Below are 26,393 nucleotides of genomic sequence, written 5' to 3'. Positions count from 1 at the left end.
AAATGGAACCGCATTAGCTGCGAACTTCTCGAAAATGAACCGCTCGACTCGACAGACTCAACCGTGCCCTTAGAGAACTTATTCCCCGCGTCCGTCATGCCGGTAAAAATCACCCTATTGCGATCTGCAGACGGGTGAAGGTGCACACAGCAGCCGATTAACTGTTCGAAAGCCGATCTCCCCGGAAAAGCAGGCTTCCATGCCGCTGCAGCCGCCCGCGCCGGCGCTGCCCGCAGGGGTTGATCAAAAACATGCGAAGGCCCGTCCGCGCCCGGGTTCCCGCGCGACGTGCGGAACTCCTCCGACCCCCACGCCACCGACGAAAAGCCCTTCCCGCGGGGATACGGAAAAGATTAATCTTAAACTGTTTGCCCGTTGGAAAACTCCAAGAATCCTTAATTTCCGCAGAAAAATTAACTCATCGACCCCGCTGGAAAACCCTGTCGAACACCGCGCCCCGGCCAGATATTGACCAATTAGACAATGTCTGCGGGCGAGAAGTGCTGGACGGGAGGCCGGCGCGCTGCGTCAGGGACCGGAACCGGGCAGCGACGCCCCTGAGAATCGGCATCCGCCGCCCACGGGGTCATCCCCGAGCATTGGAATCACTCTTTCACTTCGCCGATAACCGACGTTATGTCAACTTGTGTTGACATGGCTGCAGGCGGCGCTGTCAGGGCGCTGCCGCGGTTGGTCCACGGGTCAGGTGGCATCATGTTCGGGCGTGATTGACAGGGGCACGGAGTTCCCGGGCGGATCACCCGGTGGGTCTGGCCGGCCTGGGCCCCGGCAATGACCCGGCTTGCCTCGTCCATGGCGTGGATCCGAAATCCGGCCCCGTGTCGGGCATGCCCGCGCAATCAGCCGTGGGGCTCTTGCCTGAGTTGGGGCCCATCCGGCGGCGCTGGTGGCACCCTCACCGCAGAAACAGAACCGTCATGGAAGGCGTACTGTACTGCCTCCATCCGATTCTGACGGCGCTTAGGGAAGATTCTCCTTCAGCAGCGCCCGATGTCTAATGGCCGCCTGGTCATGAAGCGCCTGGCCTGCGCCGGTGAGCTGCAAATAGAGAGAACGCCGGTCATCCTCGCACGAACGGCGGGAGATCAGTCCGGCCCGGTCCAGCCGGTCCACCACCTTCGACAGCGCACTCTGTGTGAGGGGCGTGCGTTCACCGAGCTGCTTCATCCTGCACGCGTTGTCCGGATGCTCCGCCACCAGGTCCAGAATCTCGAACTCCGTCAGCCCGATCCCGAACTGCGCCTCGAGCGCCCGGTCGAGAGCAGCAGCGGTGCGGAAGTAAGTGCCCTGGATGCTGCGCCACTGCTCGACCAGCTGGCTGTCCTGCGGGGTTGCCATAGGGCAACTGTAACGGAAAGAAACAATTGAGTCCACGTCATAAGATTCCTAGGAATCATATGACGCATCATGTAACCTCGGGTGATGACGACGCTCTCCACCCCAAACCGACCGACTGATCAGCGCAGTCCTTCCGTTCCCTGGAACCGCGCCCAATGGATGCTGCTGATGGTCTTGTGCACAGCCCTGGCCCTGGACGCCCTGGACGTCTCGATGGTCGGCGTGGCACTGCCCTCGATCGGAGCGGAACTGGGGCTCGGGACCGAATCCCTGCAGTGGATCGTTTCCGCCTACGTGCTCGGATACGGCAGCCTGCTTCTGCTCGGCGGGCGGATGGCCGACCTGCTGGGCCGCCGCCGGATCTTCCTCATCGCCCTGAGCGTCTTCGCGGCCGCTTCCCTACTCGGCGGTCTGGTCGATGACCCGGCTCTGCTTATCGCCACCCGGTTCATCAAGGGACTGGCCGCAGCATTCACGGCTCCGGCGGCCTTCTCGATCATCACGACCAACTTCGCCGAGGGCCGGGAGAGGAACCGCGCCGTGTCGATCTTCACCACCTTCGGCGCCAGCGGGTTCTCACTCGGGCTGGTCGTTGGAGGCCTCATGACCTCCCTCAGCTGGCGCTTCACCTTCCTCGTGTCCGTTCCCGTCGCGGTCGCCATTGTCCTCCTGGGCCTGAAATATGTTCCCCGGGACACTGCCGAGAGCAGGGACCAGGAAAGCGGCCACGACCTCTGGGGTGCTCTCACCCTCGCAGCCGGCATGCTCGGGCTGGTGTACACCCTCGTCGCGGCACCGGGAGCGGGATGGGGGTCAGCGGCGACCATCATCGGGTTCGCGGCCTCCGCGGCAGTGCTGATCACCTTCGCACTGATCGAAAAGCGCGTCCCACACCCCCTGATCAGGTTCGGCATCCTCAAAGAAGGTGCGGTCGCCCGTGCCAACCTCAGCGCCGTCGGACTGTTCGGCTCATACCTGAGCTTTCAGTTCATCCTGACGCTCTACCTCCAGTCGGTGCTGGGATGGACTCCGTTGAACATGGCGCTGGCCCTGCTCCCCACAGGCCTGCTGGTGGCATCCAGCGCTCCCTTCGCAGACCGGTTGATCAATAAATTCGGAACCCAGCGCCTGATCCTGACAGGCCTGGCCTCCCTGACGCTCGGCTACCTCCTGTTCCTGCGCGTAGGCACCACCCCGAATTACGTCACCGACATCCTGCCATCAGTCCTCCTGCTCGGAGTCGGTTTCGCCCTTGCCTTCCCCTCCATCAATGTGCAGGCCACAGCGGGCATCCGGAATACGGAACAAGGCCTGGCCGCCGGGCTCATCCAGACAAGCACACAGGTGGGGGCCGCTTTGGTGCTGGCCGTCGCCACGGCCCTGGTCAGCAGTCACAGCGGCCCGCCGGCCGGAGCCGCCGACGCCCAGGCCATGCTCGAACAGTACCGGCCCGGGATGATCCTCAGCGCGGGCGTGGCCATGGCGGCCCTGCTTGTTGCCGGTGCGCCGGCCCGCCGCAAGAATCCCGTGCCGGCAAGCTGAGCCAGGCGGTTTACGGCGCGGCAACGGGTATTCCCGTTCCAGGCCACCGCGCGCGCTCCCCAAGGTCGCTGCAGCACCGCAGCGTCCTCCTGGCGCAGAACGGTGACCGAGGGTGACATGCGCCTGCTGGCCCAAGGCCGCGGGGTTTTTGGGCCGGCGGCAGCCCGTCTCAGGTCGCCTGCATTCCGGGCACACTGCTGAATGCACCCACGTCGAGGTTCACCGGCCGGCGGCTACCGGTCCACGGCTTGCTGAAGATGCGATGCGTCGGATGTCAGCCGGTATCCCCGACCCTGGCCTTTGCCTATGGCCCACCGGTACGCCTTCTGCGCACCGTTGGTTTTCATCGGGCCTGAGGGATCTTTTCGCGAAACGCGCCGTGTCGGAAATCCTGTCGGTGGATCGAATGGGCCGCTCCGACGAGGGCGCGCAGGGCCCGACGGGGCGGCTGCTCAAGTCAGCGGCTTGACCGTGTCCTGCGCGTTCCAGCTTGCGAGGAACGGGATCTTCTGCGCCGTTTCCGACCCGGGCTGAACCGTGTAGACGATAAGGCGCTGGTCCGGGTCGAGCGGAGGAGTGACCATTTCAAGGTCGAAGGACAGTTCACCGGCCAGCGGATGCCTGATCTGCTTGGCGACCGAGGCATAGTCCTGCACCGTGTGGTCATCCCACCAACGGGCGGCGTCCTCGTCCTTGCTGCGCAGTTCATCGATGAGGGCTTTCAGCCGCGTGTCGTGTGGCCGGCGTCCGGATTCGCGCCGCAGCGCCGCAATGGACGCGGCAGCGAAATGTTCCCAATTAATGATCCGCTGGCGTGCGAGCGGATCAAGGAACAGGAATCTCCCGAAGGAGGAGAACGGCTCCAGATCGCGCACCACGATGGTGAACAGCCTGTTCGTTGCCAGTACATCGGAACGCTGGCCCAAAATCAGCGCCGGAAGGTGATCGAGGGAGCCCATCAGGCGCAGCAGCCCCGGATCGGCCTGCTGCACCGACGCGGGCGACCTTCCCGGCCGGTCCGGCGGGCCCGCCAGGTCGAAAAGATGGTCCCGTTCCGTATCCGTCAGGCGCAGGGCCCGGGCAAGGGCCTCCAGCACCGAACGCGAAATATTGGCCTGCCGTCCCTGTTCCAGCCGGCCATAGTAGTCAGGGCTCACCCCTGCCAGGACCGCCAGCTCCTCCTTCCGCAGCCCCGGCACGCGCCGGGGACCTGGGAAGGCCTGCATGCCCGCCTGGCCGGGCGTCAACTGGTCGCGCCGGGAACGCAGGAACGCCCCGAGCTGGCTTCTGTCTGCGGTCATGTCCCCCATGGTAGAAGGTCGGCTCCGCCCGAGGCTGGTCCTGCCGTGCCCCGGCTGGGCAGGGCCCTTGTTGGCGCAGCCATGGCCCCGTAAAACTGAACCATGACCCCTTCTGCTCCGCCCGCTGTGTCCACCCTGTCCCCATCCCGCGCATCGCTTGGCCGTCTTGAAGGCAAGCGCGCCGTCGTCACCGGTTCCACCAGCGGAATCGGTGAGGCCATCGCCCGGGCGCTTGCAGCAGAAGGGGCGCACGTCCTGGTCAGCGGCAGGGACACGGCCCGGGGAGACACCGTGGTCCGCTTGATCCGGGACGCCGGCGGACGCTCGGACTTCCTGGCCGTTGATCTGGCCGGAAGCTACGACCAGATCCGCCGGTTCGCCGCAGACGCCGAGGCCCTCCTCGAGGACCGCGTGGACATTCTTGTCAATAATGCGGGCATCTACCCAGCCACCAGCACGGCAGGACTCGAGGATGCCGACCTCGACGCGATGCTCGCGGTGAACGTGCGCGCACCGCACGTGCTGGCCGGTTCGATCCTGCCCGGCATGGCCGCCCGCGGCGGTGGGTCGGTCATCAACGTCGGCTCCTGGATGGCAGGGGTCGGCACCCCCTATGCCGGAATGTACACCGCGACCAAGGCCGCCCTGGAGCAGCTCACGAGGGCCTGGGCAGCCGAATTCGGCCCCAGCGGTGTGCGGGTCAACACTCTGGCACCGGGTGCCACCCTCACCCCGGGCAATGAGGCGTCACGGGAGATTCTCGACGCCATCACGGCAGGCACCCCTGCCGGCGCCGTGGTCCGCCCCGACGACATCGCCTACGGCGCCGTTTTCCTCGCCTCGGACGAGGCGGGCATGATGCACGGAAGCACCCTGAGCATCGACGGTGGAATCTCCTTCACCAGGCTGGGCTGATCCCCGTGAGACTTCACGACCCGGCCTTCACTGCGCGAAGCACCGCCCTTGACGTCGTCCGGGATGTCGACCTGACGGGCACCACCGCGGTGGTGACCGGAGCGTCATCGGGCATCGGCGTGGAAACGGCCCGCGCCCTGGCCCACGCCGGGGCCGCTGTCACCCTGGCCGTGCGCAACCCCGGCGCCGGGCACCTCACCGCGCAGGCGATTATCGACAGCACCGGAAACACCCGGGCGCGGGCCGCCGCGCTGGATCTTGCGGACCCGACCTCGGTGGACCGGTTTGCCGCCGCATGGAACGGGCCATTGCACCTGTTGGTCAACAATGCGGGCATCATGATGACTCCCGAGACCTATACGGAGCAGGGGTGGGAACTGCAGTTCGCCACCAACCATCTTGGCCACTTCGCCCTCGCCGTGGGCCTGCGTCCCGCACTTGCCGCAGCACGGACAGCGCGCATCGTCTCGGTCAGTTCGAGTGGGCACGGGAATTCCGAGGTGGTCTTCGACGATCTCTTCTTCAAACGGCGGCCGTATGATCCGGGGCAGGCCTACGGGCAGTCCAAGACCGCCAATGTGCTCTTTGCCGTCGAAGCCTCCCGGCGCTGGGCCGCAGACGGCATCACCGTCAACGCCGTCATGCCAGGAGGTATCTGGACCAACCTGCAACGGCACTGGGCGCCCGGGGCCAAAGCCGCGGCGCAGGCCGCCGCCGCAGCGTCGGGTCTGCTGGTCAAGACTCCGGCACAGGGCGCGGCCACGTCCGTTTTCGCCGCAACGTCATCCCTGCTGGATGGGATCGGCGGGCGGTACTTTGAAGACTGCCGTGAAGCGGACGTCGTTCCGCAGATCATCAACGGTGTGCACGGGGTGAGGGACTACGCGCTGGACCCGGCAGCAGCCGAACGCCTGTGGGAAATATCCCTGGACCTGATCAACAAGGTGCACCCGGCCTAAACGTATTCCTCCGGCGCGGGCCCCGGTACTGCGGCGGCCGGGCTCGGCGCTCGGGAGCCAGGGAGGAAACGTCCCGCCGATACGAATCTCCGCTGACCCGGCAGTCCAAGGCGCTGTAATTCGGGCATGAAGCCGGCCCCGCACTGTTCGTTCCCGCCGCCCGCTCCCCCGCCGGGGCGCGGCCCGGTGCATGCCACCGCCTCCGGCGAGCTCTGCCCGGTGCATGCCACCGCCTCCGCAGCGCCCTTCCAGGGCACCTGGTGACGCCCGCGCCGATCCAACGGGCAGAGCTCGCCCAGTACCGTCGGGCCCAACGCCGCTCCCCCGCCCCACCGGCTCGTAGCACCGGTTGCCACCGGCCGGATGGGTCCAGGTTCAGCGTCGTCCGTGCTGACCCGGTCGGCTCCTTGGGGTGGCCGATACCCGCTCCGCCTGGGGGACGGCACCATGGCCAGCGGGGGCGGTGTTACTGTTTGTAGCCCTGGACCTGCCCTGCGGGACGAACCTGCGCCTCCTTCGGGTTCTGGCCGAATTCGCGCCGTGCACGCCGCTGTCGAAGAAGGTCCCAGCACCGGTCAAGGTCCTGCTCAATACGCTTCAACTTAGAGGCTGTGTCCGATCTAGCTGATGGCCCGATATCGTCAGCGCCCGACCTCAGATCATGCTCTTCTTCGACCAATTTTCCAATTTCAGTGAAAACGTTCGAGTCGTCCATGACTTCCCTTTCGCTAGCTGAGTTAGCGACAGCTTACGCGCCGGGAAAACGCTAAACCATAAGCCGGACGATACGGGTTGAACTAAGTCTGCGTGCCCGTCCGAGCGCGTCCAGCGTTGATCGCGGCCTACCCGATCGAGGCCTTTTTGCGGGGGAACCGTCCTGGTTGAGCACGCTCCCCCGAGGATGCAGATCACCGGGTGCAACGTGCAGGACCGGTCATCGGCCGGTAAGACCCCCGGGCCGGTCCGCGCGCCGTATTCGGCTCAAGGTCCCACGCCGGTTCCTGTCCGCAACCGGCAGCACACGACGGGCCCTGTCCTCCCAATAAAACACCCCTGGCGCACAATGCCCCGGCCCGGTCCGGTCAGCGGGTGATCCGATGTCCGGTGGCGAAAACGTCGGGGTTGGCGCAGTATTTGAGAGGCTCTCCCCGCAGATGGCGCCCGATCTCACCGGCGATAATGGACGCGGCGTTGTGGGCCGTCTCCCTGCTCGACCCGGCGAGGTGCGGGGTCATCACCACTCCGGGCGTGGTGAGCAGCCGCGAATCCGACGGAATCGGCTCCTCGGGAAAGACATCGAACGCCGCTCCGAAAAGCCGGCCCGATTCCAGCCCGTCCAACGCCGCCTCATAGTCGAGCAGGGCACCCCGTGCGCAGTTCACGAGGATCGACCCCCGTGGCATGGCTGCTATCTCCTCCGCCCCGATCATGCCGGTGGTTTCTGCAGTAACCCTGGCGTGCAGGGACACAATGCGTGAGCTGCCAAGCAGTTCCGGCAACCCGACCAACCGCGCCGAGTCACCAAGGACCTCCTGGGTGACGTACGGGTCGTGCACGAGGACCCGCGCGCCGAAACCGGTGAGGATCCGGGCGACCTTGCGTCCGATGGCACCGTATCCCACCAGTCCGACGGTGCTGCCGTCCAGTTCGGGTCCGACGCTGTCGTACATGTAGTAATCGCCCCGCCACTGGCCTCCGAGCAGGTCGGAGTGGGTCGCCGGGATGCGCCGGGCCGCGGCGAGCATCATCGCCACAGTGTGCTCGGCGGTGGCGGTCGAATTCCGTCCCGGAGCATAGGTCACCGCGACGCCGTGCCTGGTTGCCGCCTCGACATTGGCATTGACGGGCCCTCCACGTCCAATGCTGAACAGCAACAGGTCAGGGCACTGCGACAGGACGGTTTCGGTGAGCGGAGCCATCTGCGTTGCGCAGACCGCAACGCCCTGGAGGGCCTCGATAAGCTCTTCCTCGGTGCCGGAGGCCTCGTCCACCTCGGCGACCCTGCCGAAGGGGGTCACGGGCCAGGGCAGTGTCAGTTCGGAGAAGGACGCCGCGCCCGGGTTCTGGCGTTCGATGGCGTCGATCAGCAGGGAGTTCTGGACGAAGTGGTCGCCGGCGGCGAGGATGCGGATTGTCATTGCGTGTTCCTTCGGAAGATGGAGGGGGACGGCCGGAGCGGACTTTCCCTACGACGCCGGGAGCGCCGGCGCGTTGTATCGGAGGAGGGCCGCGCCGTCGCCGCCGGTCCGCAGCTCGGTCAACGAGCAGTTGCCAAGGACGGGGAACACGCGGCGGTAGGCGGCCAGGGGCAGACTTAGGTAGCTGCAGAGGACCAGCCGGATCATCGTTGAGTGAGCGACGAGGAGGACCCGCCCGTCGGGGTCCTCCTCGCTGATCGCCTGCAGCACCTGGTGGTAGCGCTGGATGGCGAGCACCGGGTCCTCGCCTCCGGGGAGATGAGAGGCCACCGGATCCTCGCGGAAGGCTGCAAGCGCGTCGGGGAACTGCCGGTGCATCTCGGCGGCGGTGAGGCCCTCACCCTGGCCGAAGTCGAGCTCAACCAGACGCGGGTCCAGGTGCAGCTCCAGGCCGGTCGCCTCCGCGGACCCCCGCGCGGTCTGGGCCGCCCGTCCCAGGGTCGAGGACCAGATGCCGGTAAGGCCTGCGCCGGCCGCCCACCGGGCCAGGCCCGCGCCCTGCTGCTCGCCCTTGGGGGTGAGGGGGATATCGCTGCGGCCGGCATACCGGTTCTCGGCGTGCCAGATCGTTTCGCCGTGGCGGGTCAGGATAAAGGTGGTCATAGGTTACTCCGTGCGTAGGCGGCGGTGTGTGGATTGAGCCATCCGCGCTCTTCGAGCCCGCTCACGAACATCAGGTACCCGGGGCCGAAACGGTCTGCATACTCGGGCCGCGGGCTGATCGTGTCCCGGATCCGCACCATCCCTGCGGCGGCCTCCGCGGCCGACCTGCCGGAGACGGCGGCGGCGGCGAGGACGGCCATGCCGAGCGCCGGTTCGGAATTGCCCGGCAGCTCGACCGCCCGGCCCAGGACGTCGGCCCTCAGCTGGGACCAGTAGCGGCTTTTGGTGGCGCCGCCGGTGAAGGTCAGCCTTCCGGAGGTGGAGGCTCCAAGGGAAGCGAGGTAGTCAAAGCAGAGCCTCTCGATATACGCCAGGCCCTGCAGGATGGCGGCGTACCGTTCGGCGTCGCTTCCGGGCACGCCGAGGGTGAACTCCCGGGCGTCGGGCGCCGCGAAGGGAAAGCGTTCGCCCGGCGAGACCAGCGGGTAGGTGACCACGGAGCCGGGGCTGACCGTGCGGGCAGCCTCTTCGAGGGCCGCGAGGTCCCTCCCCGCGAGATCCCTGGCAATGAGCCCGGCACCGGAACTGGAGGCTCCGCCCGGCAGCCACCGTCCGTCGGGGCCCTTGTGGGAGTACACGACCCCCAGCGGGTCCTGCAGGAGCGTATCGGAGACGCCCTTCAGTATCAGCGTCGTACCGACCACCGAGTTCCAGTCCCCGGTGCTCAGGGCACCGGCGCCGATCTGGGCGGCGCACCCGTCCGTGGCACCTGAGATGACGGGTGTGCCCGCGGGAATCCCTGCCTGCACCGCCGCGTCGCCGCCGACGCCGGCGATGACCGTACCGGAGCGGACCAGGGGCGGAAGGACGGACTGTGGAACGCCGAGGGTATCCAACAGCCCCTCGGGCCACGATTCCTCCATGAGGTGGACGCCGGTTTTCAACGCGTTGCTGAGGTCGGTCGGAATGTTGTGGCCGGCCAGCCGCCGGTTGATGAAGTCGGCCTGGTGCATGAGCTGCGTGCCGGGCGCCTTCACCAGGGCCGCGTGGTGGGCCTGCAGCCAGACGAGCTTGGGCAGCGCCCAGGAGGGCTGCATCCGCTGATACCCGAGCGCTGCCCAGGTCGGCCCGCCGGTGTCGTTGACCCGGTCCGCTTCCAGGTGGGCGCGGCCGTCGTCGTACATCAGCCCCGGCGTCAGCGGGTTTCCGTGCCCGTCCGCAAGGAGGATCGTTCCCGAGGTTCCGTCCACGGCCACGCCGCGGACCGGGACGCCCGGGACCCCGGCGAGGGCTTCACGCGAGGCGGCGACGACGGCGCCCCACCACTGTTCGGGGTCCTGTTCGTGCCGGTTTCCCTTCCGGATGCTCGTCAGGGGCGCTGTGGCCGAGCCCAGCGTGGTGCCGGAGTCATCGACAAGAAGGACGCGGACGCTTTGCGTGCCGAGGTCGATTCCCATCCATGCGGCCGCGCCCTCCCCGGGGTTCACAGCGATACCCGGCTGTCGGCCCGCAGGCGGGCCAGCACCGGCCAGGACCGGCGTGCGTCCTCGCGCAGGGTGAGGAAGTCGGTGTACAGGCGGTCGTAGAAACCGCTGTCGGCCGCGGACGGTTCGTGGCTGGCATCGATGCGCACATGGGCTGCAACGGCCTCCTCCACGGAGGCGGCTCCGCCCGTCGCTGCAAGTCCGACAAGGAACGCTCCGCGCGCCCCCACCTCGGCGTCGGCGAGCCTTCGGACCGGAATGCCGGTCATGGTGGCGATCAGGCCGAGCCACATGGCGTTATCGGCTCCCCCGCCGCACACCCGCAGTTCCGTCGGCGCCGGCCCCGCGGCCTCAAGGCAGTCGCGGATGACGAAGGTAAGTCCCTCGAGGACAGCCCGGGCGAGTTCGGCGCGCCCGTGCGCGAGGGAGAGGCCAAGGAAGCTGCCCCGCGCCTGCGGGTCGAGGAAGGGCGCACGTTCTCCTGCGGGTGAAAGGTACGGAAGGAAGATCAGTCCCTCGGCGCCCGGGGCGCTGCGGGCGGCGAGTTCGGTGAATTCGGCGGGCGTGGCGCAGTTCAGCATGGCGCAGGCCCACTGAATGACCTCACCGCCGGCCAGAGTCGGCAGGGCGCGCAGGTAGCGTCCGTCGATGCCCAGGGCGACTGTCAACCCGGCGGGGGCGCCGGTGGTGTCGATCCGGTCGATGACGACCTCGGTGCACAGGGTGGTCCCGAGGATGCTGCAGGCCTGACCTGGAAGGACTGCTCCGGCACCGATGGAGGTGGAGGCGATGTCATAGGAGGACATGACCACCGGCGTTCCGGCCGGCAGGCCAACCTCGCTCGCGGCGGCCGGAGCCAACGGGCGCGTCCGGTCGGAATCGGCGAGGACATCGGGCATCAGATCCCGCGCCCAGGCCAGGTCGTATGCGGCGAACAGTCCGGGAGCGTATTCCTTGCTTCGAATGTCCAGGAACGGCGCGGCGCCGTCGGAACCGTCGACCGCCGCCACCCCGGTGAGCTTTAGGAACAGGTAGCCGTCGCAGGTGAGCGAGGCCGCCGAGGACCTGAGCCGCTGCGGATCGTGCTGTGAGAACCACGCCAGAATGGCATTGGGAAGTCCGGCGAAGGTCAGCGATCCATTGGTGGCGAAGGTTTCATCGAGGATGCCCTCGCCGCGCCACTGCTCCACAATCGCGCCGGCCCGCCCATCATTCCACAGGACCGCGGGCCCGGTGGGGTTGCCGTCGGAGTCCACGAGCCAGCTGCCGTCGCCCTGGCCGGTGATGGCCAGGAAGTCGATCGTCCCCTCCAGCTGTGTTGCGACGCTGCGGATGCCTGCGGCGACGGCGTTCCAGACCGAATCCATGTCCTGCTCGGCCCACCCCGGGTGGGGGTGGCCCACGGCTGTGGGAAGCCGGACGACGACCGTTTCGATTCCGGCGTCGTCGTAGCCGACGGCCTTGATCATGGTTGTTCCGGCGTCTACTGCGATGGCTGCCATGGGAATCTCCTCGTTGAGCTGGCGGTACGGGGGTGCGCCACGGTCCTACGCCCTGCCATGGGAGGAACGCGAACGGCGCGACACTGAGTCCAGTGTGACGGCCAGGAGCAGGACCGCCCCGGTGACCATGAAGCGGAAGGATGAATCAAGGCTCAGCAGTGTCAGTCCGCTGGAGATGGACTGGATGACGATGATGCCCAGGAGCGCGGCGAAGGCACTCCCCCGGCCGCCGAAGAGGCTGGTGCCGCCGATCACGGCGGCGGCGATGGCATTGAGGTTCACGTCTCCGCCTCCGCTGCCCTGGTTCGCTGCGGCCAGCCGGGAGGCCGCGAGGATGCCGCCGACGGCGGCAAGGGTGGTGCAGGCGACGAACGCCGAGGTGTAGACCGCCCTGACATTGATGCCGGCCCGGCGGGCCGCTTCCGCGTTGCCTCCGACGGCGAACATTGAACGGCCCCACTTGGTCCGGGTGAGTGCGTAGTTCAGGGCCAGAACGAGCGCGAGGAAGAAGACGAACATCCAGCCCACGCCGCGGGCCTGGTTCAGGTACCAGACAATGGCGCCGGCGGCGAGCAGGAGGCCGGCAGTCCGCAGCGCCATTGACGGGAGGGGCCGGCTGGAGAGTCCCGCCGTCCGGCGTGCCCGGGCATGGCGGAGGTCGGTGAGGAACAAGGCGGCGGCGGCCAGCACCACGAGGATGTAGGAGAGCCATGCGGGGACGAAGGCCAACTGCGCGAAATACACCAGCGGCGAATCGAAGGGGATGTTGATGGACCCGATGGGGCCGAGGACGTAGAGCTGCAGCCCGAGGAAGCCGAGCAGCCCGGCGAGTGTGATGACAAAGGCCGGGACGCCGAACCGGTTGAAGACCTGCCCGTAGAACCAGCCGATCACCACCCCCATCAGGACGGCGCCGCCCACCGCAAGCCACACGGGCCAGCCCTGGTTGACGAAAGTGACCGTCACGACGGCCGCCGAGAGGCCGCTGACGGACCCCACGGAAAGGTCGATCTGGCCTAGAAGGAGCACACAGACGATGCCGAGGGCTATCACGCCCACGGCGGCGCATTCCATGGCGAGGTTGACAAGGTTGGAGCTGGAGAGGAACTTCGGATTCAGGATCTGCAGGACCGTCCAGATGATCGCAAGGCCCGCGATCACGGGAAGGACGCCCAGGTCTCCGGAGCGCACCCGGTCAAGGAAGGAATCGACGGCTCCCCTGATTCCCGAACTGGTGCGGAGCCGCTCATCCTGCCGGTCGATCGTCAGCACCGGCGCGCTGGGGGCTTGTGTGGTTTTCATGAGGCGGATTCCTGGGTCGGTGGTGCCGGAAGGCGGGAGGCGGAACGCCTGGACACGACGTTGTCGCTGGCGCCGGTGATGGCGGCGATTACTTCTTCGGTGGTGACATCGGCGACCCGGAAGGTGCCGTTGTTCTTTCCGAGCCGGAGCACCGCGACCCGGTCCGCTACCGCCTGGACGTCAGCCATGTTGTGGCTGATCATGATGACGCCGAGCCCGCGTTCCCGGAGCCTCTCCACAAGGTTGAGGACTTCGGCTGTCTGGGCGACTCCGAGCGCGGCCGTGGGTTCGTCAAGGATGATCACCTTGGGATTGCCCAGGAGCGATCGGGCAATGGCGACCGTCTGCCGCTGCCCGCCGGAGAGGGAGGCGATGGGGGTATGCAGCGAGGGGATTTTGGCGGAGAGCTGCTTCAGGAGCTCCCAGGACCGGGTCTCCATCTCCACTTCGTTGAGGCGGTACCTGGACAGTTCCCGCCCCAGGAAAAGGTTGTTGATGACATTGAGGTTGTCGCACAGGGCGAGGTCCTGGAACACCGTGGCGATGCCCAGGTTCAAAGCCGCCATGGGTGTCGGAATGGTTTCGGGCCTGCTCTCGAACGTGATGCTGCCGGCGTCCGGGGAGTGGACTCCGGAGAGGACCTTCACCAGGGTTGACTTCCCCGCGCCGTTGTCACCGACGACGGCGACGACTTCACCGGGCGCCACCTCCAGGTCAATGTCCTTGAGCGCGGCGACGGCTCCGAATGACTTGCTGATCCCTGTCAGGGACAGGATGGCTTCCTTCGTTGGAGCCATCGTTGTGTGGGATGACATGTTTCCTCGTTTAGAAAGGGGTGGGCGGTACGGACAGGTTCCGGTCGAGGGGCCTAGCTGATGCCGGCGGAGGCACAGGCCTCCGCGTAGGCCGGGGTGCACAGTTCCTCGACCGTGGCGACGCCTCCGTCGATGATGACTTCCTTGAAGTTTTCGAGGGTGACCACGGTGGGCTCGAAGAGTTCCGAGGGCGTGTCGAAAAGCGTTGCCTTACCCTCGGGCGTCTCCCCGTTGGCAAACTTGTAGGCGGTCTCGGCTGCGGCCTCGGCAACGGTCTTAATGGGTTTGGAGATGGTGTTGTACTGATCCCCTGAGAGGACGCGCTGGAGTGCCGCGAGTTCCGCGTCGTTTCCGGTGACCGGAGGCACTTCGGCTCCTGCTGCCTTGAAGGCAGCGATGGAGCCGCCCCCCGTCCCGTCGTTGGCTGCCACGACCCCGGCGATGTCGTCCCCGAAGCGCGTGATCTGGCCGCTGACCCAGTTCTGGGCTTCCGTGGGGTCCCATCCCGGGGTGTCGAACTCGGCGAGCAGCTCGAAGTCTCCCTCATCGATGGAGGTGTGGACGCCCTTTTTGATCAGCCCCGCTGCGGCATCGGTGGGTGATCCGTTGACCTGGAGGAGCCCGCCTTCGGCCCCGGTCTCGGTCAGGTGGTCCACCAATGACTGGCCGATGAGCGCTCCGATGGCTTCATTGTCGAATGAAACGTAGTAATCGGCGGGAACGTCCGGGATGGGACGGTCATAGGCGATGACCGGGATCTCCTGGGCCTGGGCGGAGTTCACGATGGTCGCTGCCGCCGCCGAATCGACGGGGTCGATGACGATGGCGTCCACGCCCTGCGCGATGGCCGAGTTGGCCTGCTCCTGCTGCTTGGAGGCGCTGGAGTCGGCGTTGGAGTAGATCACCTCGCAGTCGGCGCACAGCTCGCTCATTTTCGCCTCGAACAGGGGCCGGTCAAACAGTTCGTAGCGGGTGGAGGCGTTATCGGGCATCAGGAACGCGATGGTTCGGGCCTCCCCGTCCCCTCCCGCATCGGAGGATCCACCCCCTCCACAGGCAGTGAGGGCGAGGGAGGCGGAGGCGAGGAGCACAAGGGGAACCCGGGTCAAGAACTTCTTCATTGGAATTCTCTTTCATGTCTGGCTGCTTCGGAGGCGCCATCTTCGAACGCTTCCGAGAACCGTAACATTAAAAGTGTGAGATTTATCATGAAGCGTGTTAATTATTTCAACGGCTCTAAGATGACTGGTGAGAGCCTCGAATCGCAGTAAGGCGGCACACCAGTGGGCACAGACGAGCTATCCAAGAAACCACGCATTGAGAGACAGCGCCGGCTCGTGGGGCATGTTCTCGACGCGGGATTCGCCAGCGCGGCCGAACTGGCCTCGCTGACCGGCGTGAGCGTCATGACAATCCACCGCGACATCGATGACCTGGCCCGCCGGGGCATCCTGCGGAAAGTTTCCGGCGGTGTCTCCGCCCTTCCCTCGACCGTCTTCGAGGCGAGCTCCGAGATCCGGATGCAGCTCGAGCCCGGAGCGAAACAGGCCCTCGCCCGGGTTGCCGCCACGTTCGTCGAAGCGGGCATGTCCGTCCTGCTCGATGACTCGACGACCGTGCTCGCCCTCGCCCGGCTCCTCAATGACAAGGGCCCGCTGACCGTCCTGACCAACTACCGCCAGGCCCTGGAGGTATTCCGCGAGAACGACGACGTGCGACTGATTGTGATCGGGGGCCAATACAGCCGGACCCACGATTCCTTCATCGGGTTGCCAAGCGATTCGTCAGTGACGTCCTACTCCGTCGACGTGGTCTTTCAATCCACCTCCACCATGGGCCCGCACATGACCTACCACCAGGAGCAGGACGTTGTGCACATGAAGCGGGCCATGCTCAAAGCCGGAGCGCGCCGGGTCCTCATGATGGACGGATCGAAAGTTGGCCGGACATCGCTGCACCACTACGTTCCGGTCAGCGATTTCACCGACGTCGTCCTCACCGATGACGTACCCGCCGAAGTGATCGCCCAACTCCGGGAACACTGCCGGGTCCATCTCGCTCCCCGCTAACGCGCCACCGGACACACCACCCAGCGTCCAACAGGACAACGCCGCTCCCGGGACGACCTACCGATGTCGTACGCTCGTCTGGGCGGGTCACTCTGATGTCGAAGAAAGCCTTCCCACGCACCGCTGCGGGACCGGCGGCCACCTCGTCAATCCCCCAAGGGCACTCCCGCGGACAGCTCACTTCGCCGGCGCCCTGGTGATGCGTGGGCGGCGTGGTTGAAACCTGTGCAACAGCCGTCTCCGGCCGGGGCCGCTCATCGAAGCGCTGCACCGGCGGTTTCCGCAGAGGTGCGCCCGACGCAACGCAGCAGCGAAAACCCCAGGCACGCCCGGGGCGTAGGCCGACCCCGAACGGCTTACGGAAGTCTCCTCAAAACCAACGTCGGCTAGGAGTAGCGTCCGGTGAAGGTCGATCCCCCGTTAGCCTCAATGAACTCAAGGCCGACGGCTTTCCCATCCTCGACGAGCCACCTCAGCTCATAACATGCGCGGTAGCTCGGCGGCCAAAAGGAACAGAACCGCCCCTCGTCATCGACGTACCACTCACCGTACGTCGGCGTCCCCTGGTCGATGTAGGTCGTTGCCCCGCTCTGATCAAAGGTCTGCGTCGCCCCGTCGTCGTAAAGGAAACCCCCTGCCGTGACCGCCGCAGCGATCTCATCCGCCCGCACTGGTTCACGATCACTGACCGGCTGCTTCTCAGTGAAGTTCGACACCGAAATCTCCCTAATATCAAGCCGCAGGGCCTGGAAGTTTTGCTCTCCTCACCCGGCCGGACCCGGGTCGATCACTGCCCGGCGGGCAGGACCCGTAGCCAAGTTTCCGCCTGCAGCCGGGGTTCGGCAAGTGCCAGGCGGCAGCGCCCAGCCGCTGCCACCATCGACAAAGCACGAGGCTGCACCAGTGTCCACGGCCCATGGAGAACGCGTCCTCCATGTACCACGGTCCTACTGCGGGCGGTCGTGCCGCAGACGTCACGGGTTCGCGGCCGAATCGTCATATCGCCGTCACATGCCCTCGTGTGGTCCCCATGCAGCGCGACAGCAATAACAAGTTCACTCGTGAGGAACAAAGGTCAACGCCCGCAGTAGTCGGACCACTATCACCAGGCTTGGGGGTGTCTCATTGCCATCCCCAGCGGCGGTTTGTCGGGCGGGTCCAACGTGATGGCGGCAGCCATCCTCAATCGAACACAGAAGGCTGCTCAGGCGGTGCGCACGGACAGGTGCACGTGTACAACGTCTCCGAGTCCCTTGCCGAGGGTCTTTCGCAAGGCCGCCCGGATGGGCATCATGTGGGTGCCACCGCAAACGGGCAACATGGAGGCCAACGGGCAACATGGAGGTGGCGTAGTCGTGGCCGTCGACAATCCCTTCGACTTTGACGGCTTCGCCGGTGCCGAATGCCTCGGCCGAGCCCGGCATCTAGACGCACAGCCATCCGCTGTTGGTGTCGGCAATGAGCGGCGCGGAGAAGGTTATGTCGAGGGCCGGGAAGTTGGGGGTCTCTGTCATGCTCGGGCTCCTGGCGGAAGGCGGTACGAGGCGAGGTCGCTGCTCACTGAGGCGCTTGTTCTAGCTTTCGAGAGAATGCTGCGGCACCTTCACCTGAGAAATCTTTCGTATCGACGGGGCGGCCCGAGATGGCCATGAAAAGTGCCAACGAGCTTCCTGTGACCTCGGAGCCAGAGCTGTGCTCGAACCCTATATCGGAAGCCCGCAGGCAAAATCCAGCAGCGCGTCCCCTCCACCGCCGATAGAAATGCCGGTCTTGAGTTGAAAGGGCAATGCCGCGTCGATCGACGCACCCGGTAGGAGCGTGAGAGCTCCAGGGGCCGCCGAATGTTCTCACCATGCACGATCATTTCGACGAGTCGCGTTGCTGGAGCCGCGGGCGGCGTCGAGGTCGTCGAACGCGGCACAGACCACTTCCCGAACCTTACGAGGTCAAACTGATCGGTAGGGGCCACGAGAGCTTAAAATGTGATGCAACGTCACGATGAAGCTTCGTTTAGCGGCTGCATGAGGTTATAGCAGCGGACCGCCACCATTGGATGGCGGTCGGCTGATGGTCCGTCGTCAGGAGTTTCTCGTGCGCTGGGTGCGCAAGATGAATGCGCCGGCAGCTAGCGCGGTGCATGCCGGCACTACAAGGTCTGCTGCATCCACGGGACCATTCCCTGCACCCAAGTAGAGGATAATCGCCCAAAGGGCGGCCACCGTCAGAGTCACGCCAATCGCCGTGACCTTAATGCTCCAACGGCCTTGTCGAGCGAGCAGATAACCAATCGCTGCTGCTAGCCCGCCGACGATCACCCCGAGCACTGCTCCACCAATCACACTTGACACCGCAATGCCGGTCTTCACCGCCGATGAGTCGGATCCAGAGTAGAAGATGAGGTACTGAAGCGGGCCAATGACGGCACCCGTGAGGACTGCAGTCGGAAGCAACCACAACGCTCGGCGTGCACGTCTTTCAACTGGTGGGGACGCGGCCATGCTCAACGGTAGCGCCTTGTATTCAGAACGAGGTTCGTGGCGAACCTGGTCCATTGCGTTTTTGCCACATATGCATTGGCATTGTTCCGAATCGTCCCGTTATCTTTGATGATTGTTGCCGCAATCGCGATTCGAACAGGCCATCCAGCTGGCTTGTAGAAGGTGAAGCTGATGGCGGATCCTGCTCCATCGAAGTGGCCGGGCAGTGCCCTGAAGTAGAAATTCGTCGCGCCGGCGCTCCTCACCATCTCAACCGGAGCTGGAACGTTGTAGAAAGTGAAAGGGCTGGCGTTCAGGTTGATACGGGTTCCTCCCAATGGGAATCTGCTAGGGCACCCGAGATTGGGAAAGAGCAATTAAAACATCTATTGAGTTCCCGGCTCGCTCGGGCCACACTCTCGCTTCCCGAGATCCACGCCCCGTTTCCGGTCACGGCGATGGCGGTGTGTGAGTACGTCCAGTATGGATCTGCGAGAATCGGATACTGATAATCGCCGCTGGAATGGTCAACGTACTGCGTCAACTTGCCGTCTTCGAATTCGATGTGTGTTGGAACAGCAACACCGGCCGCATCAGTAGCCCACGGGACCTGGATCACACCCAAACCATTCGACTCGCTGTCCTCCACAACAAAGCTTCCGTCTTCAATTGGGTAGACCACGGCACCCTCGGGCAGGTTGACGCTGTACTCTGCGGCTACCGGGGACTGCGCATCTCCGATGACCCTAAGTGTCTGGACACCATCTTCCTTTGCTTGGACTGCAGCAAAGTCACTTGACCCTTCGATGTCCGCAACCCGGAGGCCCTCGGAATTGACCATGGGTTGTGTCGATAGTCCATCGATGCCGATCGAGATTTCATTCGCATCTGCGGGAAGTGAAGCGCCGGACGTGTCGCCGCTCACCACAATCGTTGGTAAAGCCAGGGCTCCCTCGCTGTCTGACACGCTCCCTGGCGTCTGTTCCGGGTCAGCCGTGGTCTTCGGCACCAGCTCGGGATCGACCTGCAGAAGCACATCCGGGCTTGAGGTGAGCGCCTCCACTTCTCGCAACTCCTGGTCAACATTCACCGCAACGGCCGAGAACTCGCTGGCAATCCAAGCACCCGCATCCGCGGGCGAATCGAGCTGGACCGTTGAATCCGGTGCTTGGGTGCTATCGAAAGCTACTGCTGGAGTGCTTCCGATTCCTATGGCCGTCAGCGACAGAACTATCCCAACGCGCACACTTCTTATGTTCAATTTTCCCCCATTTATTTCGTGCCGACTATAGTGTTGAGGGCCGGTGAAGCGAATATACACGCACCAAGCCGGAATTGAGCTGACCCATATACCGCCGGCAAGCACGCTTCACTTGCTTAGGAATCACCGGACGATCTGAGCTGCCGCGGCTGCTTGCGCTGTCATTCATAGGCGCACGAAGTAGGCGTCACGCCGACGTATCCATCTACTCGGCACAATATGGTCGGTCATGCTACACGCGGAGATGGAATAGATTTTGACGACGCTTACCGTGGGCGTGCGGCGATGCTCTGGGGGTATCGCCCCGTGCTAATTCCCGATGCCCGAGCCGATCTGGTCAAAGGCGGCGGTTAGCTCGTCGGCAGCCGGCAGGGCGCGTTGCTCCGCCGGCGGCAGGCTCTCGTAAGTGTAGGTCGATACCGCCATCGGTGAATCGGATCGGCCGAGTGCGTAGCGGACGGTGTGGTCGTTCTTGCTGCCACAAATCAGGATCCCAACGGTATCGTTGTGGGTTGTCCGCCGAAGTTTGTCATCGACCAAGGCGACATAAAAGTTCAGCTTGCCGGCGTATTCGGGCTGGAACTTGCCGGTCTTGAGCTCAATGACGAAATAGCGCAGCTGCTCGACGTGGAAGAACAGCAGGTCGACGTAGAAGTCGTCCCCCTCGACCTCGAAATGCACCTGCCGGCCCACGAAGGCAAAGCCAGGGCCAAGCTCGCGGAGGGTGTCCACAATCCGGTCCATGAGAGCCTGCTCAAGGTCACGCTCAGCCACCTCGCCGGATAAGCCGAGGAACTCGAATGCGTAGGGATCCTTGGCCGTCTGCTGGACAAGCTCAGAATCCGCGGACGGCAGGCTGCGGTTGAAGTTCGACGGCGCAGTCCCCGTACGTTCCATGGACTTGTTCATGATCATGTTCGCCAAAACGTTGCGTGACCATCCGTACTCGACCGCAGCCATGGCATACCAGTCACGGGATGCGCGGTCATCAAGCTTGTCCAGAAGCGTGATGACGTGCCCCCACGGCAGTTGTCCAACAGCCTGTTGGACAACTGACTCTTCGTCCCACGCAGCCGCGAAAGTCCGCATGTACTGCAGGTTGCTCCGCGACAGACCCGTCATATCAGGGAACTCAGCGCGCAGATCGTCCGCAAGCTGACGGATCACCCCAGTCCCCCACCCCTGAAGCTCACGCTGGACGAGGATTTCGTGCCCCAGGTGCCAATACAGCTGGATCAACTGCGTATTCACAGTTCTGTGAACCGCAACCCGAGCCTGACGTACACGGTCTTTCAAGATTTCTAAGGTCGCACCGTACTCGTAGGGCAGGATGGCATCGGACGGTGTCATCCTGCCATTGTTGCAGTGATTGGTCGGCCCTTTGAGCGACCGATGGCCCACCTTATGTCAACTTAAAATACTGGGCCGACGCCTGACCGTCACCGCCGCCAGCGACCTGGACCCGGACGCCGCGGCCGCCCTGGGCTCCTGCGCCCCCGGCGTCCCGGCCATCTCCGCCGCCGGGGAACCCACCCTACAGATAGACCCGGCCAACGGGTTCGGGGCCATTGCCACCGTGCCCACCGATATCGGCATCTACACCGTGCAGCTGCTGCGCCGGGACCAGGGAAGCCCCTGGAAGGTCAACCGGCTGCACCCGCCCACCGACACCACCCCGGCCCCGCCCCATCCCTGATACGCGCAGCCAAAGGCAAGGAGAACCGCGCATGAGCACCGAGACCGACGACATTCCGGCCTTCCCCAAAGTCACCGCCATCGTGCGGGAGAACGGCACCGGCGAACTGATCATCGCCGGAAACTCCCACCCCCTGAACCCGGCCGACGGGACCACCGGAGGTGGCACCAAAACACTCACCGACCGGGCCATCAAACTGGCCGCCGAACAGGCCGGCCTGCTCGGCCGGCCGCTGCGGGTACACACCGAAGACCCCGACGGCACCGGAGAGCTCATCATCCACCCCGACGGCACGGTGCACCCGGTGAGCTTCGTCCCCCGCACCCGCCACCGGCCCGCACGCATGCACCCGCCGGCCACCCCGGCCGGCGGGCCGGAGCGCGCACCGTACGGCACCGCCACCGATGCCGCGCCCACCGGCGATGCCGCTCGACCCCCCGGCGCCGGGACCACCGGCCATCCAGTGACCGCGGGTCCGCGGGCAGTGGAGCCGCCGCAGACGGACACCCCGGCCGGTAGAGGCGGGCCGGCCGGCACCGGGGGCCGGGATCATCAGCCACCCGTTGAGCCGGAATCCGCGGCCACCACCGGGGCGGACTCCGTGCCGCCGGCACCACCGGATCCGTCCGAGCCACCAACAGATTCCGCGACACCGCCCAGCGAACCCCCGCGGGGCGTGCTGAAGGGCACCTCCTTCCTCGCCAGCCGGCCCGCGGCCCGTCCGGCCACCCGGGGCCTGCGCGGCATGCTCACCCGCCTGGGGATCTCCATGGCCCCCTCAACCGCGGAGCTCGCCGAACGGGAAGACATCGAGGCGGTCAGCCGGCACTGGCCAGGGCCGCGCACCATCGCCGTGGTCAACCGCAAGGGCGGAGCCAACAAAACCCCCACCGTGGCAGCCCTGTCCGCCGTCTTCGCCCGCCACGGCGGAGGCGGGATCCTGGCCTGGGACAACAACGAAAACCAGGGCACCCTGGGCTGGCGCACCGAACAGGGACCACACGCCGCCAGCGTGCTGGACCTGCTCAGCGACAAGGACCAACTCCTCGCTCCCATGGCCCACCAGGCGCTCATGGCGCGCTATGTGCACCACCAGTCCGGGGACAAGTACGATGTGCTGCGCTCGGATGAGAATCACGAGGGAGACCACGAAATCCAGGCGCACGAGGTGGACGCCGTGCACTTCACGGCCGCCGAGTACTACCGGATGATCATCATGGACTCCGGGAACACCGCCCGGGCCGCAAACTGGCGGGCCATGATCGGCCACACCGACCAGCTGGTCATCGCCACCACCACCATGGAAGACCGGGCCGAGGCCGGCAGGCTCACCCTGCAGACCCTCGCCGCCCGGGATGAGCGCTCAGCCCGGCTGGCCCGCGATGCGGTGGTCATCATCTCCCAGTGGAAACCCGAAGACATCCGGGAAGCCAAGCGCATCGCGGAAGGATTCGAGCCCCTGGTCCGCCGGGTCGTCACCGTCCCCTACGATCCGGCCCTGAAAGCCGGACCAATCCGCTACACCGACCTGAAACCGGCCACGCGGCGCGCCTGGCTCACCGCGGCCGCCGCCGTGGCACACGGACTGCAGGACACCACGACATCGCAACACACCCCATGAGGGCCACTCCAGCCTTCGCCCCCGCCAAGTCCATCCACCATGCGAGCAACCACGTCTCGAGCCGTCGCCCACATCTCCCCGGACACGGTGGCTGTCCTCGAAGCGACGTCCCATGTTGTGGACCCAGGCCGCACCCGTCCGGTCACCCGAACCGGCCTGAACCGCGCTTCTTCCATCCTGTGACCGCGGATGCGCGGTCCACTGCTGAACCCCGGCACCTGGGTCTTCGTCACACCACCAAAGGCACCGCGCCACCGAAAACAGGACACTGCCCGCAGAAACACGCGCGACACGCCCAAGCGGTGAATATTTTTTTCCTCCCTCAACCGGCCGCCCGCCCTGCAGCCGCAGGAAGAGCCCACAGTACGAAACGCCCGGCAACCCCGGCGGGCCTGCAGTCGGAAGAAAAACCACCCTGCAAAAAGGTTCCAATACTTCCGTTGGTGTCCCTTCAGGGCCCACGCCAGATTCCGCGGATCCGGGCCCCACCGCGGCGGGCCCGGATCCGCGGGCCGACGATTGGTTCCATTACTGGCAATATCCCCATTACTTCCGTGGTCCAGTCGCTCGTGGCGGGCATGCCATGATTCCTACCGAGAGCCGCGTCGCCGGGCTGAGCCGCAGCCGCGCAACACAACCTGAAAAAGTTACACCTTCCCGAAGATGGCGCCGTTGCGGTGCTAAATTCGTCACAGCTGGAAAAAGTTAAAGGCAACCCCCACGCCTGAGGCTCCACACACTGTGGTCCGGCATTTGTTTCACGACATCACGGCGCCAGTTCGTCCGAAGAATCCGGTCCGCCGGAAGACCTGGGAACCGGCACATGAATCGAAGGACAGTGAAGAAGATGGCTGCGACAGGTAACCGCGGAGGCGGTCAACGAAGCAAGGGCCCCCGTAGTTTTGTGGGCACCCGGGTTCCAGTAGATGAAGCCCAGCTGCTGCCCCATGTTGCCAAGCTGAACGGGCTCACCGTCAGCGAGTTCGTAGCAGCCATCATCCACGAAAAACTGGCCCAAGCAGATCTCAGCTCACTCGAGTGGCAAGAGGCACTTCCCCTCGAGGTCCAGGAAAGGGTGCCTATGCGTCGTCTAGCCTCCTAGACAAAAAGAAAGGCCCGCACAAGGCGGGCCCTTCTGAAAAGTCCTAGCTCATCACCATACTGCTTGCCGGCTACAGGTGAAGAGCCATTCAAAGATCCCCGCGAGGGTCTCTTTGTCATTCCTACGAGAGGAACACTCCCATCGTACATCAGCGCCATGAGGTGCTGCCAGAAAATAGGGTGATCGGCGCGCCGCGAGTCGCCGACCCCTCATCGGACCCCGCAACCGTCTGGGCAGCACTGGCTCCGCTTCTGGCTGGACAACCCCGCATGCGGGTCTCCCGCGACGGCGGCAAGAGCTACCCGCTGCGCCTGGAACGGGAACTCACCGCCGAGCTCCCCACCCTTCCTGCTGCCCCGCGCATATTCGGCAAGGATGGCACCTGCCGGGCACTGTTCTTTGACTTCGACTCCTCCATCGACGGCATCGACAGGGTGGACGCCGACGTGCGCCGGCTCACCAGCTGGCTCTACTCCCACGGGGCCCGCTGGATCGTTGACCGCTCCCCCAACGGGGGCTGCCACGTCTATGTACCCCTGGCCGAGCGCGTCCCCTTCCACGAAGCGCGCGAAGTGGTCGAGGCCCTTGGAACCAGGTACCGGAGCCTGGACAAAACACCGCATCAGAACATCACCGGCGGCTGCATGAGAACCCCGGGAAGCCCCCACAAGCGCGGCGGCCACCAACGGCTCGAAATGAGCCTGTCCATGGCCTACGACATCGCGCGCCGGCCCAACAGCGCCACGATCTGGCTCAAGCTCCGTGACGACCTGCGCGACGAGATCGCCGCGGTCAGGTCGCTGCGGCTGGAGCAGGACTTTGCCTCGGGCACGGAACCGGGCCGATCCGAAGCTACCGCCCCCATACGGGGCATGTCCCGTGCCATGGTCAACGCCGCCACAACCGGAGACTACGACTCCTCCCGCTACAACTCTCCCTCCGAAGCCCGGCAAGCGGTGCTGCTCTCGGCGGCCGCGGCAGGACTGTCCCTGACAGATGTGGAGCGGCGCATGAAGCAAGGCACGTGGCCTGGACTGGCACAGTTCTACGCCCGCTACCGCGCCCCGCACCGCTACAGGGCACTCCGGCGGGACTGGCGCCGGGCCGAATCGTATTTGGCCAGCCGTCCGGCCAGGAAAAACCATGACCGTATATCCCCCACTAGCGGGCCAACTACACAGCGGGGGGTACTCCAGGGGCAAAACCTGCGCGGTGCTCAGAACGAACATCGGTTCATCCGGACATGGCGCAACGCCCTTGTCCTGGCCGAAGGCAGGTACCGCACCAGGGAGGGAATGGCACGGCGGATGATCCTGCGCGCGCTTGGGGCGGCCTCGCACATGACCGGAAGCAGATACGTCGAATTCGGAGTCCGATCCCTGGCCATCGCCTCGGGGATAGACCACACAACGGTTGCAAGTCACCTGAAGTCACTGCGGACAGAGCCCGACCCCCTGATCGTCTTGGTGGAGTCGGGCCGGGGCACTCACGGGGATCTCTATACGCTCTCGATCCCGGAATCCCTGACCGAGGCAGCCGCCGAGGTGTCGTGGCGCAGAGGCAAGCTCCATGCGCTTCGCCCGGTCTTTCGCGAACTCGGGCTGCCGGCTGCCTTCGTGTACGAAGCCCTTGAACACTCCCCTACCGTGCTATCGACAACCCAGCTGGTGAGCGCGACCGGCATGAGCCGGACAGCTGTCTCCGAGGCGCTCCAGATCCTGGCCTCGTGGAATCTCGTGGCACGCGGATCCCAGGGAGCCTGGAGCATCGCCCGATCCACCAGTCTGTCCCTCCTGGCCGAACAATTCGGCGTTCTGGACTCCGTAGCGGCACAGGTCCTGAAGTACAGGGCTGAGCGGGAAGCGTGGCGGCAGTGGCTCGCAGGCCACCTCGTGAGCGCCCAGCAGCAGCTGCTGGCTCCCGGAGAAGACTACCCGTGGGAAAGTTTCGCCGAAACACTCGATGAGTGGGCCCTCGCGGACGCCGCTTTCGCGATGCGAAGACCCTAGCCCTCAACCGGTGCCTCCGCCGCGCCGACAGAACATCGCGCGGGATCGGAGGTAATGGTACCCATACTTCCAATCCAGGAGGGTGTGAAGGCTCCTCCCCGCCACAGCACGCTCCCCTGTTCGTCCGCACGGGCCGGCATATAGTCCCTGCGCCCACCCGACCTGCGTGGCGCTCCTC

At 65.4% G+C, this 26,393-nt stretch carries 21 protein-coding genes; 7 read left to right on the top strand and 14 right to left on the bottom strand.

Annotated elements, in window-relative coordinates:
- Positions 1 to 981: 981 nt before the first annotated feature.
- On the bottom strand, positions 982 to 1,359 hold the full coding sequence (locus tag QZX79_RS09240; protein WP_294567782.1) for a MarR family winged helix-turn-helix transcriptional regulator: 378 nt from the start codon (positions 1,357 to 1,359) through the stop codon (positions 982 to 984).
- A gap of 168 nt (positions 1,360 to 1,527) precedes the next feature.
- Between QZX79_RS09240 and QZX79_RS09235 the strand changes: the two genes are divergently transcribed.
- Positions 1,528 to 2,901, top strand: coding sequence for an MFS transporter (locus QZX79_RS09235; RefSeq protein WP_294567779.1), 1,374 nt, complete (start codon positions 1,528 to 1,530; stop codon positions 2,899 to 2,901).
- Between the two features lie 452 nt (positions 2,902 to 3,353).
- On the opposite strand, the gene QZX79_RS09230 is transcribed toward QZX79_RS09235, so the two are convergent.
- Entirely contained in the window at positions 3,354 to 4,202 is an 849-nt protein-coding gene (locus tag QZX79_RS09230; RefSeq protein ID WP_294567776.1) for a helix-turn-helix transcriptional regulator, read from the bottom strand.
- Positions 4,203 to 4,304: 102 nt separating this feature from the next.
- Between QZX79_RS09230 and QZX79_RS09225 the strand changes: the two genes are divergently transcribed.
- Both QZX79_RS09225 and QZX79_RS09220 read left to right on the top strand, forming a co-directional pair.
- Complete coding sequence (locus tag QZX79_RS09225) at positions 4,305 to 5,117, top strand: SDR family NAD(P)-dependent oxidoreductase (RefSeq protein WP_294567774.1); 813 nt, start codon at positions 4,305 to 4,307, stop codon at positions 5,115 to 5,117.
- A 5-nt stretch (positions 5,118 to 5,122) separates the two neighbouring features.
- Complete coding sequence (locus QZX79_RS09220) at positions 5,123 to 6,076, top strand: SDR family NAD(P)-dependent oxidoreductase (RefSeq protein ID WP_294567772.1); 954 nt, start codon at positions 5,123 to 5,125, stop codon at positions 6,074 to 6,076.
- A 466-nt stretch (positions 6,077 to 6,542) separates the two neighbouring features.
- Here the strand turns inward: QZX79_RS09220 and QZX79_RS09215 are convergent, their stop codons facing one another.
- The 8 genes from QZX79_RS09215 to QZX79_RS09180 all read right to left on the bottom strand — a co-directional run bounded on the left by QZX79_RS09215 (position 6,543) and on the right by QZX79_RS09180 (position 15,101).
- Positions 6,543 to 6,791, bottom strand: a complete 249-nt coding sequence (locus QZX79_RS09215) for a DUF2630 family protein (protein WP_294567770.1) — start codon at positions 6,789 to 6,791, stop codon at positions 6,543 to 6,545.
- A 367-nt stretch (positions 6,792 to 7,158) separates the two neighbouring features.
- Entirely contained in the window at positions 7,159 to 8,214 is a 1,056-nt protein-coding gene (locus QZX79_RS09210; RefSeq protein ID WP_294567768.1) for a 2-hydroxyacid dehydrogenase, read from the bottom strand.
- A 48-nt stretch (positions 8,215 to 8,262) separates the two neighbouring features.
- Positions 8,263 to 8,877, bottom strand: coding sequence for a histidine phosphatase family protein (locus QZX79_RS09205; protein WP_294567766.1), 615 nt, complete (start codon positions 8,875 to 8,877; stop codon positions 8,263 to 8,265).
- Positions 8,874 to 10,334, bottom strand: coding sequence for an FGGY-family carbohydrate kinase (locus tag QZX79_RS09200; RefSeq protein ID WP_294567764.1), 1,461 nt, complete (start codon positions 10,332 to 10,334; stop codon positions 8,874 to 8,876). Before QZX79_RS09200 ends, QZX79_RS09205 begins: the two co-directional genes overlap by 4 nt.
- A 26-nt stretch (positions 10,335 to 10,360) precedes the next feature.
- The gene (locus QZX79_RS09195; RefSeq protein ID WP_294567762.1) at positions 10,361 to 11,863 is read right to left on the bottom strand and encodes an FGGY-family carbohydrate kinase; all 1,503 of its coding nucleotides are present in this window, start codon (positions 11,861 to 11,863) and stop codon (positions 10,361 to 10,363) included.
- Positions 11,864 to 11,908: 45 nt separating this feature from the next.
- Positions 11,909 to 13,165 carry a sugar ABC transporter permease gene (locus QZX79_RS09190; protein WP_294567760.1) on the bottom strand — a complete coding sequence of 419 codons (1,257 nt, stop codon included), beginning with the start codon at positions 13,163 to 13,165 and terminating at the stop codon, positions 11,909 to 11,911.
- A complete protein-coding gene (locus QZX79_RS09185) occupies positions 13,162 to 13,980 on the bottom strand; it encodes an ATP-binding cassette domain-containing protein (protein ID WP_294567758.1) in 819 nt (272 codons plus the stop codon). Before QZX79_RS09185 ends, QZX79_RS09190 begins: the two co-directional genes overlap by 4 nt.
- A 53-nt stretch (positions 13,981 to 14,033) precedes the next feature.
- On the bottom strand, positions 14,034 to 15,101 hold the full coding sequence (locus QZX79_RS09180) for a sugar ABC transporter substrate-binding protein (RefSeq protein ID WP_294567756.1): 1,068 nt from the start codon (positions 15,099 to 15,101) through the stop codon (positions 14,034 to 14,036).
- Positions 15,102 to 15,263: 162 nt separating this feature from the next.
- Between QZX79_RS09180 and QZX79_RS09175 the strand changes: the two genes are divergently transcribed.
- On the top strand, positions 15,264 to 16,049 hold the full coding sequence (locus QZX79_RS09175) for a DeoR/GlpR family DNA-binding transcription regulator (protein WP_294567754.1): 786 nt from the start codon (positions 15,264 to 15,266) through the stop codon (positions 16,047 to 16,049).
- 386 nt (positions 16,050 to 16,435) lie between these two features.
- On the opposite strand, the gene QZX79_RS09170 is transcribed toward QZX79_RS09175, so the two are convergent.
- The 4 genes from QZX79_RS09170 to QZX79_RS09160 all read right to left on the bottom strand — a co-directional run bounded on the left by QZX79_RS09170 (position 16,436) and on the right by QZX79_RS09160 (position 21,137).
- A complete protein-coding gene (locus QZX79_RS09170; RefSeq protein WP_294567752.1) occupies positions 16,436 to 16,765 on the bottom strand; it encodes a hypothetical protein in 330 nt (109 codons plus the stop codon).
- A 488-nt stretch (positions 16,766 to 17,253) separates the two neighbouring features.
- Positions 17,254 to 17,370, bottom strand: coding sequence for a DUF1905 domain-containing protein (locus QZX79_RS18575; RefSeq protein WP_366484852.1), 117 nt, complete (start codon positions 17,368 to 17,370; stop codon positions 17,254 to 17,256).
- A 1,469-nt stretch (positions 17,371 to 18,839) separates the two neighbouring features.
- Positions 18,840 to 19,787 (bottom strand): hypothetical protein, encoded by a 948-nt coding sequence (locus QZX79_RS09165; protein ID WP_294567750.1) that lies wholly within the window; start codon positions 19,785 to 19,787, stop codon positions 18,840 to 18,842.
- A 309-nt stretch (positions 19,788 to 20,096) separates the two neighbouring features.
- Positions 20,097 to 21,137: a YhcG family protein gene (locus QZX79_RS09160; RefSeq protein ID WP_294567748.1), complete on the bottom strand. Its 1,041-nt coding sequence runs from the start codon at positions 21,135 to 21,137 to the stop codon at positions 20,097 to 20,099.
- A 31-nt stretch (positions 21,138 to 21,168) separates the two neighbouring features.
- Here QZX79_RS09160 and QZX79_RS09155 point away from each other — a divergent pair, with 31 nt between their 5' ends.
- From QZX79_RS09155 to QZX79_RS09145, 3 genes are all read left to right on the top strand, one after another.
- Positions 21,169 to 21,483 carry a hypothetical protein gene (locus tag QZX79_RS09155; protein ID WP_294567746.1) on the top strand — a complete coding sequence of 105 codons (315 nt, stop codon included), beginning with the start codon at positions 21,169 to 21,171 and terminating at the stop codon, positions 21,481 to 21,483.
- Positions 21,484 to 21,514: 31 nt separating this feature from the next.
- Positions 21,515 to 23,104 carry a chromosome partitioning protein ParA gene (locus QZX79_RS09150; protein ID WP_294567744.1) on the top strand — a complete coding sequence of 530 codons (1,590 nt, stop codon included), beginning with the start codon at positions 21,515 to 21,517 and terminating at the stop codon, positions 23,102 to 23,104.
- Positions 23,105 to 24,475: 1,371 nt separating this feature from the next.
- Positions 24,476 to 26,215, top strand: coding sequence for a MarR family transcriptional regulator (locus tag QZX79_RS09145; protein WP_294567741.1), 1,740 nt, complete (start codon positions 24,476 to 24,478; stop codon positions 26,213 to 26,215).
- The last annotated feature ends 178 nt before the right edge of the window (positions 26,216 to 26,393 follow it).

Source organism: uncultured Arthrobacter sp. (assembly GCF_902805515.1).
In the GTDB taxonomy this organism is placed as follows: Bacteria; Actinomycetota; Actinomycetes; order Actinomycetales; family Micrococcaceae; genus Arthrobacter_D.
This window is presented reverse-complemented; position numbering and strand designations above follow the sequence as displayed.